General features: G+C 50.2%; 1 protein-coding gene. It reads left to right on the top strand.

What is annotated here, in order from left to right; translation table 11 throughout:
- Window positions 1-31: 31 nt before the first annotated feature.
- On the top strand, window positions 32-317 hold a 286-nt coding region (locus KDH83_RS32245), incomplete at its 3' end, for a hypothetical protein (RefSeq protein WP_212323296.1).

Here is a 317-nt window from a genome sequence, read left to right on the forward strand (position 1 = left end):
TGATGACTGAGTTAGGTAGGTTGGAAAAGATATGCGAGGGATAGTAGTCAGAGTATATGGGATCAGGGGAGAGGGTAGGTGTGATGTGGTTGCTGTTTTCTGTGAACCGAGGATGCGGGGACGTGTTATGGTTCTTGTGTTGTTTTTTTTGAAAGAAGAAGAAGGAAGAAGAGAGAGGAGGAAGGAGAGGGGGAGAGGAGAGGGGGAGAAGAGAAAGAGGAAGGGAAGAGAGGAGAGGAAGGAGGGAGGGGGGAAGGAAGAGGGGGAAGAGAAGAAAAAAAAAAGGGGAAGAGAATCGCGGCCCCGGTTTCCTGGAC

This window comes from Achromobacter sp. Marseille-Q0513, assembly GCF_018195695.1.
GTDB lineage: Bacteria > Pseudomonadota > Gammaproteobacteria > Burkholderiales > Burkholderiaceae_B > Achromobacter.